We start from the raw sequence: 10,349 nt of genomic DNA, 5'->3' as shown, positions 1-10,349 counted from the left end.
CGCGGGCTGGGTGGGGGCGGCGGGGGAGGCGGTGGGTGCCGGGGGAGCGGCGGGGGTCGCCGGCGTGGCGGGGGTGGGGGCGGGGGCGGGCGGCTGGTCCTGCGGTGCCTTCGTGGTGGCCGGCGTCGGCTGCTTGGTCAGCTGGGCGGTCGGGGCCGACGGGGCCTGCGGGGCCGCTGCGGGCGCCGGGGTGTGGGCCGGCTGGTGGGCGTACGGGTTGGCCGCCGGGGCGCCGGGAGCGCCGTAGGGGGCCGCCTGAGTGCTCCCGTAGGGGCCTGCCTGGACGTGACCCTGGCTCTGACCCGGGCCCTGCGGCATCGCGAAGGGCTGCCCGCCGTGCTGGGGCGACGGCGGGGCGTACCAGCCGGGCTGGCCCTGGCCGGGCACCGGCATGGGCGGCTGGGCACCGGCCGGCAGCGGCTGCTGGAGGCCGGCCTTCTGGTCGACGGTCGAGCGGTAGTCGACGGCGCCCTGCGTCATCCGCATGTACGCCTCCTCCAGCGACGCCTGGTGCGGGGACAGCTCCCACAGCCGGACGTCCGCCCCGTGCGCGAGGTCGCTGATCCGGGGCAGCGGCAGCCCGGTCACCCGCAGCGCGCCGTCCTGCTCCGGCAGCACATGGCCGCCGGCCTCGGTGAGCACGCCGGAGAGCTTCTCGCGCAGCTGCGGCTCGGCGTCCGGGGTGCGCACCCGCGCGAAGTCGGCGGAGTTGGCCGAGATGAACTGCGTCACGCTCATGTCGGCGAGCAGCTGGCCGCGCCCGATCACGATGAGGTGGTCGGCGGTCAGCGCCATCTCGCTCATCAGGTGCGAGGAGACGAAGACCGTACGTCCCTCGGCCGCGAGCGCCTTCATCAGGTTGCGGACCCAGAGGATGCCCTCGGGGTCGAGGCCGTTGACCGGCTCGTCGAACAGCAGCACCTGCGGGTCGCCGAGCAGCGCGGCGGCGATGCCGAGCCGCTGGCCCATACCGAGCGAGAAGCCCTTGGAGCGCCGCTTCGCCACCTCGTGGAGGCCGACCACGCCGAGCACCTCGTCCACCCGGCGGGCCGGGATGCCGGAGAGCTGGGCGAGGCTCAGCAGATGGCTGCGGGCGCTGCGGCCGCCGTGCACGGCCTTCGCGTCCAGCAGCGCGCCCACCTGGCGGGGGGCATTGGGCAGCCTGCGGTACGGGTAGCCGCCGATGGTCACGGAGCCGGACGTGGGGTTGTCCAGGCCGAGGATCATCCGCATCGTCGTGGACTTGCCCGAGCCGTTCGGCCCGAGGAAGCCGGTGACGGCCCCGGGCCGTACCTGGAAGGAAAGGTTGTACACGGCGGTCTTGTCGCCGTAGCGCTTGGTCAGGCCGACAGCCTCGATCATGCTCCGCACCCATCGAAAGGTTCAGGACAGCGGGGCACACGCCCCCGTAAGGGTTAGGAGGATATCGAGGCGCTGACGGTTCCGCCCAAAAGAAGGTAAAGGCAGGGCGGTGCGATGCGGTGGTGCTCCCGCCGCTACTGGGCGTCCCGGCGTTTGAGGAGCAGGTAGCCGCCCGCCAGCGCGGCGAGCACCCACAGCGCCATGATCCCGAGCCCGCCCCAGGGCCCGTAGGGGGTGTCGTCGGCGGCCCTCGGCACCACCTCCATGATCCGGCTGCCGGCCTGGTCGGGCAGGAAGCGGCCGATCTTCTTGGTGGCGTCGACGTTGCCGAGGATGTTGGAGACCAGGAAGAAGAACGGCATCAGGATGCCGAGGGAGAGCATCGGGGAGCGCAGCATCGCGGCGACGCCCATGGAGAACATCGCGATCAGGGTCATGTACAGGCCGCCGCCCAGCACCGCGCGCAGCACCCCGGGGTCGCCGATGGACGCCCGGTAGGGGCCCAGCATCGTCTGGCCCAGGAAGAAGGCGGCGAAGCTCGTCACCATCCCGACCGCCAGCGCCAGCGCGGTCGCCACCGCGATCTTGCCGGCCAGGAAGGTGCCGCGCCGCGGTACGGCGGCCAGCGACACCCGGATCATGCCGGTGCTGTACTCGTTCGAGACGACCAGCACCCCGAACACGATCATGGCGAGCTGGCCCAGGGTCATGCCCGCGAAGCTGATGACCGTCGGGTCGAAGGACAGCTGCTCCCGGGCCGGCATGCCGTCGTACTGGTTCCTCGACAGCGCGGAGATCAGCATCCCGAGGGCCACCGTGACGACCACGGCCAGCGACAGTGTCCACAGCGTGGACGACACCGACCGGATCTTGGTCCACTCGGAGCGGATGACCTGTACGGCCGCCATGCTCAGGCCTCCTTCCAGCCGGCGCCCCAGTCCTGGGGTTCGGCATCCTGGCCGGTGTGCGCGTGGTACTCCACCGCCCCGGCGGTCAACCGCATGAACGCCTCTTCCAGGGAGGCCTGCTGCGGGCTCAGCTCGTGCAGGACGAGGCCGTTGCGGGCCGCCAGTTCGCCGATCTGCTCGGCCTTGCCGCCCTCCACCTCCAGCGCCCCGCCGCCCGCCTCGACGACGGTGATCCCGGCCTGGTGCAGCACGTCGAGCAGCCGCTCGCGCTGGGGGGAGCGCAGCCGGACGTAGGAGCGCGAGTTCTGCCGGATGAAGTCGGACATGGACAGGTCCGCGAGCAGCCGGCCCTGGCCGATGACCACCAGGTGCTCCGCCGTCAGCGCCATCTCGCTCATCAGGTGGCTGGAGACGAACACCGTGCGGCCCTGCGCGGCCAGCGATTTCATCAGGGTCCGGATCCAGTGGATGCCCTCGGGGTCGAGGCCGTTGACCGGCTCGTCGAACATCAGGATCCGGGGGTCGCCGAGCAGCGCGGCGGCGATGCCGAGCCGCTGCCCCATGCCGAGCGAGAACCCCTTGGTCTTCTTCCGGGCGACGGCCGTGAGTCCGACCGTGTCCAGCACCTCGGCCACCCGGCGCCGGGGAATCCCGTTGCTCTGCGCGAGGCAGAGGAGATGGTGGTAGGCGCTCCGGCCGCCGTGCACGGCCTTGGCGTCCAGCAGCGCGCCGACGTACGTCAGCGGGTCCTTCAGCCGGTCGTAGTGCGTGCCGTCGATACGGACGTCGCCCTCGGTGGGATGGTCGAGCCCGAGGATCATCCGCATCGTCGTGGACTTCCCGGCGCCGTTGGGCCCGAGGAACCCGGTCACGACGCCGGGCCGCACGGAGAACGTCAGCCGGTCGACCGCCACCTTGTCGCCGTACCGCTTGGTCAGCCCCTCCACCTCGATCATGCGGCCACGCTAGGTCCGCCCCCGGGGGCCTGCCACTCGGGCGGGCGGCCGGGGTGAGGACACTCCGGCAGACGGTACGGGTGTTCAGACCGGCCGGCGGATGCGGATCGGGCCGCGGGCCTGGGCGGGGTCGACGGGCTTCCCGTGCTGCGTGACCTCCACCTGCCCCCGGGCCGCGAGCCGCCCCGCCGCCCGCCGCACCGGCTCCATCAACTCCCGCCACCCCTCGTCCCCGGACCCGTGCACCGCGCGCGCCACGTCCGAGGGACAGACCGAGGCGCCGTCCGCCCTGCTGTCGAGCAGATCGAGCACGGCGGCTTCGAGGGACCGGTCAGTGACTGCCATGGGACCACTTCCTCCACCGGGGCCGCACACACCGGCCCCCACCACACTGCTCCCACCAGGCTACGGGCCACCGGGAAGGCCCGGGGCCCGAGGCCTTCAGCGGCCGCGGAGGGCCTCGGGCCCCGGCCCGGAAGGGACAGCGGGGGCAGGGCGGGAGCACTTCCTCGCGCGGGACCTTCCGGGGTACACCGACGTGGCCGGGCCGGCGGGGCGGCCCGGTCCGGCCCGCCGGAGGACGGACCGCCACGAGGGGGACGCCGACGGTCAGATCCGTCGGGCCCCGGCCGCCCCTAGGGGGCGCCGGCAGGTGGGCGAGCGCCGCGCCGGCTGTCGCCTTGCGCGCGGCTCGAACGGGGGCGACTCCTGGCCCTGCTCCGCCGACTCCGCCCAGGCAGGCGGCGCGTTGCCGGACAGGGCGTCAGCCGACGGGCCGGGTGTCACAGCTCCATGGCGGCCGGCCCGTCGGCGGCGTCACGGGCGGCGAGCTCCTCGCGGGTGCCGGCGAAGGCGGGGCCGCAGCCGGCGGGGAGCCGTTCCAGCACCATCGCGACGGCCTGTTCCGCGGTCGCGGCCGGCCCCACGGTCTCGTTTCGTGACGGGCCGGAAACCCAGTACCGGCCCTCCGCGGCGGGCTGGATGTAGGGAATGTCCCACGTCCCGGGCCACCCCGTGCAGCGGCTGAAGTGCAGCTCTCCCATCCCGGTCCAGGGGAACAGCCGGCGCAGGCGTGGTGCGGCGTAGGCGAGGTCGAGCAGTTCCGGACGGACGCGGCCGTCGGCGCGAACCTGCTGCCAGCCCGCTTCGACGAGGGCGTGACTCGGGGATGGTGTGTCCATGGCGGCACATCATGCCCGGCGGGGTGCCATCGGGGCATGCCCATACGTCGAAAGGGGCGGCGGGACCCCGTCCCGCCGCCCCTCGCGGCACTGTTCGACTGCCCGGACTACCGGGACTGCTGCGCCGGAACCCCCCGGGAGACCGGCTCGTCGTCCGTGGTCGTGCCGGCCGCGGCCACCGCGGCGCCGGTCAGCGTGGCGAGCATCTCGCGGACGTTCGTCAGCTGGGCGTTGATGGAGTCGCGGCGGTTGGTGAGCGCCGCCAGCTCGCGCTCGGATTCCGAACGGATGCGGTCCGCCTTGGCGTTGGCGTCGGCCACGATGTCCTCGGCCTGGCGCTGGGCCGTCTCCACCGTCTGGCGGGCGCGGCGCTCGGCGTCGGTGCGCAGCTTCTCCGCCTCCAGACGCAGCTGCTCGGCGCGGTGCTCGATCTCCGCCAGCCGCTTCTCGGCCTTCTGCTGACGCGAGGCCAGGTCACGCTCGGACTGCTCGCGCCGCTTGGCCAGGTTCGTCTCGAAGTCGGCGGCGGCCTGCGCGGCCTTCGCGCGGGTCTCCTCGAAGAGGGCGTCCGCCTCCTCGCGCTTGGACTGCGCGTCCTTCTGCGCCTCGGAACGCAGCTGGGAGGCCTCGCTCTTCGCCTTCTCGACGATCCGGACGCCCTCGTCCTCGGCCTTCGCCTTGCGCTCGGCGGCGTAGGTCTCGGCGTCGTTGCGCACCTGCTGGGCCGCCGACTCCGCGAGGTCCCGGTGCTGTTCCGCCGCGCGCCGGGCCTCCTCACGCAGCTCCTTGGCCTCTTCCTCGGCCAGGCGCAGGATCTTCTCGACGCGCGCGCCGAGACCGGCGTACGAGGGTTCGGCGTCACTGACCTGGGCCTGGGCGTTCTGCGTTTCGAGGTGCAGCTCCTCGATGCGCTTCTCCAGGGCGGTGATCCGGGCGAGAGCGCTGTCACGGTCGGAGACGAGCTTGGAGATTCGTTCGTCCACCTGAGCGCGGTCGTACCCACGCCGCACAAGCTCGAAGCCGTAGGGGGAAGTGTCGCTCATGGGGTTCCTGTCGAATGAGACCGGTGAGGTGATAGAGGGAATCCTAGGGGCCTAAGCGGTGTGTCATCGAGCGGATACGGTTTTGATCTGGAGAATGGCACCTCTTTTGAGTGGCTGACCACCGGAGGGCTTGCCAACGAGCCGGACAAAGCCACCCAGCAGACACCGGAACACACCTGGAAGGCTAGCCCTCTGACGACTTGCCACCCGATCGGGGGGCACCGATCGTCGCGCCGGCCTTCACCCCGCCGTCCTTGCCGCCGCCCGGCGCCTCGAAGGACTCCAGCGCCTCCAGCACGTCCTGGACCCGCGAGATCTCGGTGTTGATGTCCTCGCGCCGGCGCACCAGGACCTCCAGCTCCCGCTTGCCCTCTTCGACCGTGCGCCGGGCCTCGCGGATCGCCTCCGCCTTCAGCTCCTCGGCCTCCTTGACCAGCGAGGCCTTCTTCTGCTCGGCCTCCTTCAGCAGGCCCTCGGCCTTCTTGACGGCGGCGATCCGCACCTTGCCCGCCTCCGAGTCGGCCTCCGAGACCAGCTCCTTCGCCTTGGCCTGCGCCTTGGCCAACTGCTCCTCGGCGGCCTTGATGAGCGCGTCGCAGCGGTCGCCGGCCGTCTTCATCGTCTCGGCGGCCTCCCGGCGGGCCCGCTCGTGCAGCTCCTCGATCTCGGTGGTGAGGCGCTCGCGCAGCTCCTCCGCCCGCTCCCTTATGGCGGTGGCGTCCCGGCGGGCCCCGACCAGCAGCTCGTCGGCGTCGGTACGGGCCTTCTCCACCGCGGAGTTGCCCTCGACGGTCGCCTCGGCCACGATCCGCTCGGCCTCGCTGCGGGCCGCCCCGACCATCGTGTCGGCCTGCGCCTCCGCGTCCGCGGTGGCCTTCAGCGCCTGCTGCTGCGCCTCGGTGAGCAGCTTGTCGGCCTCGGCCGTGGTCTCCGTGATGAGCGTGTCGACCTGCTCGGCCGCCTCCGAACGCCGCTTGTTGGCGTCCTGGCGTGCCTCGTCCAGGGTCCGCTCGGCCTCCTCGCGCGCGGAGTTGACGAGCCGTTCGGCCTCCGCCTCCGCGTCCGCCTTGACCCGCGCGGCCTCGGTGCGCAGCCGCTCCGCGTGCTGCTGGGCGGAGCCCACGGTCTCGGCGGCCTCGGCGCGCAGTCGCTCGGCGTCGCCGGTCGCCTCCCCGACGAGCTGCTCGGCGGCGGCCCGTGCCTCCGCGCGCACCCGCTCGGCCTCGGCCGCGGTCTCCGTCTGGAGCCGCTCCGCCTCGGTGAGCGCCTCGGTGCGCACCCGGTCGGCCTCCGCGGCCGTCTCGTTCTGCAGCAGCTCCGCCTCGGCGCGGGCCTCGGTGATGAGGGTGTCCGCCTGGGTGGCCGCGTCGGAGCGGATCCGGTTGGCGTCCTCGCGGGCGTCCGCCCGGGTACGGGAGGCGGCCTGGTCGGCCTCGGCCAGCTTGTCGGAGGCCTCGGTGCGGGTCCGCTGGGCGTACTCGGAGGCGTCCGAGCGCAGCCGCTCGGCCTCCGTGATGGCCTCCGCGACCGTACGCTCGGCCAGCGCCTTGGCGGCCTCCGTCTCCGCGTCGGCCTCCTGGCGAAGGCGCGAGACGTCCTCGCTCGCCTCCTGCCGCAGCCGCGAGGTCTCCTCGTTCGCCTCCTGCCGCAGCCGGGTGGCGTCCTCGGTCGCCTCCTGCCGCAGGCGTGCGGCGTCCTCGCCGGCCCGGTCCCGCTCGGCGTAGGCGTCGGAGCGGACCCGGTCCGCCTCCTCCTCGGCCTCCCGCTTCGTGCGGTCGGCGGCGTGCTCGGCGGCCGAGCGCAGTCCGGCGATCTCCTCCTGCGCCTGCTCGTGCAGCCCGGCGACGGAGTCCCGCACCTGCTGGGCGTGCTGCTCGGCGGCGGCAACCATCTCGGTGGCGCGCCGGTCGGCCTCCTCCACCAGCCGGGTGGCCTCGGCCTGCGCCTCCTCCACCCGGGTGCGGGCCGCGGCCAGCAGCTCCTCGCTCTGCTCGCGGGCCCGCTGCCGCTCCTGGCCGGCCTCCTCGCGGGCGGCGCCGAGCAGTTCCTCGGCCTCGCGGCGGCGCCGGGCGGCCTCCTCCTGGGCGGCGGCCAGCGTCTCGGACGCCTCGGTGCCCAGCCGCTCGGCGGCGGCCTGCGCCTCCGCGCGCACCCGGTCGGCGGTCTCCTGGGCCTCGGTCTTCAGCCGCTCCGCCTCGGCGGCGGCCTCGGACCGCAGCCGTACGGCGACGGCCTCGCCCTCGGCGCGGGAGGCGGACGCGTCGGACGCGGCCTCGTCCCGCAGCCGCTCGGCCTCGGTCTCGGCCTGCTGCTGGAGGGCGCGGACGCGTTCGGCGGCCTCCGTGCGCAGCCGCTCGGTCTCCTCGGCGGCCTCCTTGCGGATCCGGGCCGCTTCCTCGCGGGCGTCGGTCAGCGCCTGCTCGGCCGACTCCAGCCGCTCCCGGGCCTCGGCCTGGAGCCGGGTCAGCTCCTCGGCGGCCTCGGTACGGCGGCTCTCGACGGCCCGCTCGGTCTCCTCGCGCAGCTCGCGCGCGGCCCGCTCGGCGTCGTTCTGGACCCGCTCGGCCTCCTCGGCGGCCTCGGCGCGCAGCCCCTCGGCCTCCGTACGGGTGCGCTCCAGGGTCTCCTCGGCCTGCCGGCGCAGCGAGGTGGCGCGCTCGATGGCCTCGGTGCGGACCTTCTCGCTGTCCGCGGTGGCCTTCCGGCGCAGCTCGTCCGCGTCCGCCTTGGCCTTGGCGAGCAGTTCCTCGGCGGACTTGGCCGCCTCCTCGATCTGCGTGACCGCCTCACGGCGGGCCTCGGCCCGGATCGACTCGCCCTCGGCGACCGCGTCGGCGCGCAGCTGCTCGGCCTCGCCGCGCAGCCGGCGGGCCTCCTCCTGGAGTTCGACCGTCTTGGCGCGGTACTCCTTGGTGTCGTCCTTGGCCGCGCCCTTGAGCTGTTCGGCGATGTCGTGCGCCTCGGCGCGCAGCCGGTCCGCCTCGGTCTCGGCCTCCGAGCGGATCCGCTCGGCCTCCTCGGCGGCGGCCTTGGTGGTCCGGCGGGCGTCCTCGGAGGCCTTGTTCAGGACCTCCTCGGCGGTCCGGGCGGCCTTCGAGAGCTGGGTGGCCGTCTCCTCGGCGGTGATCGTACGGGCCTTCTCGGCGGCCTCCGCGACGATCTTCTCGGCCTCGGCGCGGGCGTCCGCGACCAGCTGTTCGGCGTCCGACTTGGTGCTCTCGGCCTCCTTGGTGGCCTCCTGGACCAGCCGGGCGACCTGCTCCTTCGCGGTGCGCGTCCGCGTCTCGTTGGCGGCCTCGGCACTGGACAGCGCCTTGGCGGCGGCCTCCTTCGCCTCCGCGACCACCTTGTCGGCCTCGGTCTGCGCCGTGCGCAGCGCCTCCTCGGCCGCGGTCATCCGCTCCTCGGCGGCCCGGCTCAGCTCGGCGGCCTGCCGGCGCGCCGCGTCCGCCTCGCCGGCGGTGCTGGTGCGCAGCCGCTCGGCGTGCTCGGTGGCCTCCTGGGCCTGCGTGGAGGCGGCGTTCAGCAGCCGCTCGGCGTCCGTGCGGGCGCGGCGCAGCAGCTGCTCGGCCTCCGACCGCGCCGACTCCGCCTCGCTCTGGAGCCGCTCCCGGGCCTCCCGGGTCAGCCGCTCGGCCTCCGCGCGGGCGGCGGCCATGGCCTGCTCGGCCTCGGCGCGGGACTCGTCCAGCAGCCGGCGGGCCTGCTGCTCGGTGCGGGCGCGCAGCTGCTCCGCCCAGGCCACGTTCTCGTTGACGTGCGACTCGACGGTGGCGCGGCGCTCGGCCAGCTCCTGGTCGAGCTGCTGGCGCCGGTTCACCGCCTCCTGGTGCAGCTCGGCCTGGAGCCGGGCGGCCTGCTCGGCGTGCTCCTGGAGGATGCGCTGGGTCTGCGCGCGGGCCTGGCTCAGCTCGCGCTCGGCGTCCTGACGCAGCTGCTCGGCCTGCATCTGGGCGTTGCGGAGCAACTGTTCGGCCTGGTAGCCGAGGTCACCGCCGTCGTAGGCGGGACGGGTCATGAGGGTGCGGCGCGCCTCGTGCAGCTTGGCGCGCAGCACCTCGACCTGGTAGCCGAGGTCCTCGGCGTGCTGGATCGCCTTTTCCCGCTCGGTCCTCAGCCGCTTCATCTCGGCCTCGAACCGAGAGAGGTGGTCGACGTCAGCCGCCGGCTCTCGCTCCTGGCTCTCGTAGCCCCGCACTGCGCGGTCCCATCCGTCCCCTGGTCAGCTTCTCCAACGAGCCACGTCCATCCGCCGGACGGGGCCCCCGGGGAATGGTGTCAGATCAACGGCGGAGCACGGGCGCTTGCCCCGACGCTCGTCCCCCGAAACCCGGACCCCGGCGTGCGGCCGCCCCGCTTTCGGGGACGACCGCCCCCAACCCTACCGGCCCTTATGTACGGGGGTCAGTGCTCGGGCGACTCAACAGGCGCCGAAGTCACCAGTTCTGTGAGAACGCCATGGCAGTCCTTGGGGTGCAGGAAGGTGATCCGGGACCCCATGGAACCGCGCCGGGGCTCGTCGTACAGCACCCGTACGCCCTTGCCGCGGATGTCCTCGGAGTCGGCGTCGACGTCCGCCGTGCCGAAGGCGATGTGGTGGACGCCCTCCCCGTTCTTGGCCAGCCACTTGCCGACCGCGGAGTCCTCGCGGGTCGGTTCCAGCAGCTGGAGGTAGGAGGCACCGCCGTCCGAGGTCTCGTTGATCTTGAGCATGGCCTCCCGCACGCCCTGTTCCTCGTTGACCTCGGTGTGGAACACCTCGAAGCCGTACGTGGCCCGGTAGAACTCGACGGTCGCGTCGAGGTCGTGGCAGGCGATCCCGATGTGGTCGATTCGCGTCAGCATGGATTCAGTGCAGCGCTCGCGCGGTGGTTACGCAACGTGCGCGCGATCACACCG

8 protein-coding genes are annotated in these 10,349 nt (G+C 73.6%); all 8 read right to left on the bottom strand.

What is annotated here, in order from left to right; all coding sequences use genetic code 11:
- Window positions 1-1,362 (bottom strand): ABC transporter ATP-binding protein (locus NX794_RS33655; protein ID WP_258783474.1); only part of this gene is annotated, 1,362 nt, incomplete at its 3' end.
- A gap of 134 nt (window positions 1,363-1,496) precedes the next feature.
- Window positions 1,497-2,270, bottom strand: a complete 774-nt coding sequence (locus tag NX794_RS33650) for an ABC transporter permease (protein ID WP_258783473.1) — start codon at window positions 2,268-2,270, stop codon at window positions 1,497-1,499.
- A 2-nt stretch (window positions 2,271-2,272) separates the two neighbouring features.
- Window positions 2,273-3,226: an ATP-binding cassette domain-containing protein gene (locus NX794_RS33645; protein ID WP_258783472.1), complete on the bottom strand. Its 954-nt coding sequence runs from the start codon at window positions 3,224-3,226 to the stop codon at window positions 2,273-2,275.
- 84 nt (window positions 3,227-3,310) lie between these two features.
- On the bottom strand, window positions 3,311-3,571 hold the full coding sequence (locus NX794_RS33640) for a DUF3253 domain-containing protein (protein WP_258783471.1): 261 nt from the start codon (window positions 3,569-3,571) through the stop codon (window positions 3,311-3,313).
- A 437-nt stretch (window positions 3,572-4,008) separates the two neighbouring features.
- Complete coding sequence (locus NX794_RS33635; RefSeq protein ID WP_258783470.1) at window positions 4,009-4,407, bottom strand: DUF6193 family natural product biosynthesis protein; 399 nt, start codon at window positions 4,405-4,407, stop codon at window positions 4,009-4,011.
- 107 nt (window positions 4,408-4,514) lie between these two features.
- The gene (locus NX794_RS33630; protein WP_258783469.1) at window positions 4,515-5,450 is read right to left on the bottom strand and encodes a coiled-coil domain-containing protein; all 936 of its coding nucleotides are present in this window, start codon (window positions 5,448-5,450) and stop codon (window positions 4,515-4,517) included.
- A gap of 184 nt (window positions 5,451-5,634) precedes the next feature.
- Window positions 5,635-9,648, bottom strand: a complete 4,014-nt coding sequence (gene scy, locus NX794_RS33625) for a polarized growth protein Scy (protein WP_258783468.1) — start codon at window positions 9,646-9,648, stop codon at window positions 5,635-5,637.
- 206 nt (window positions 9,649-9,854) lie between these two features.
- Window positions 9,855-10,295: a methylmalonyl-CoA epimerase gene (mce, locus tag NX794_RS33620; protein ID WP_037656464.1), complete on the bottom strand. Its 441-nt coding sequence runs from the start codon at window positions 10,293-10,295 to the stop codon at window positions 9,855-9,857.
- Window positions 10,296-10,349 lie beyond the last annotated feature (54 nt).

It is taken from the genome of Streptomyces pyxinicus (assembly GCF_024753135.1).
Taxonomy (GTDB): domain Bacteria; phylum Actinomycetota; class Actinomycetes; order Streptomycetales; family Streptomycetaceae; genus Streptomyces; species Streptomyces pyxinicus.
This window is presented reverse-complemented; position numbering and strand designations above follow the sequence as displayed.